General features: G+C 49.8%; 1 pseudogene. It reads right to left on the bottom strand.

What is annotated here, in order from left to right:
* Positions 1-482: pseudogene (locus tag HMPREF3044_RS13365) on the bottom strand (hypothetical protein); the annotation flags it as partial.

Raw genomic sequence — 482 nt, 5'->3', positions numbered from 1 at the left:
GTCGGATCGGTCTTATGATTATTGACCTCGTCGCCGTCTTCCAGACGGTCCCCGTCAGTATCCGGATTATTCGGGTCGGTGATCTTGTCAGACCCAACCTTCGGATTGACCTCGTCACCGTCATGAATACCATCATGGTCGGTGTCCTTATTCAACGGGTTGGTGTTACCCGGCTTACCATCCTTATCCCACTTGTTGTCCTTAAATGGGTTCTTGGTGCCGTTAACCTCATCACCATCAGTGATGCCATCACCATCAGAATCCGGGTTATGAGGATCAGTACCATGCTCCTTCTCCTCATCATTGGTCAACCCATCCTCATCAGGATCAGCCTTCCCATCCTCAGACGGAGTATCGGTATCACCAGACTTATCATCCTTCGGATCCGTCGGATCGGTCTTCTTATCAACCTCATCACCATCATTGACACTACCGTTATCGGTGTCAGGTTTGGTCGGATCGGTCTTATGATTATTGACCTC

The organism is Corynebacterium sp. HMSC073D01, assembly GCF_001815555.1.
Taxonomy (GTDB): Bacteria; Actinomycetota; Actinomycetes; order Mycobacteriales; family Mycobacteriaceae; genus Corynebacterium; species Corynebacterium glucuronolyticum.
This window is presented reverse-complemented; position numbering and strand designations above follow the sequence as displayed.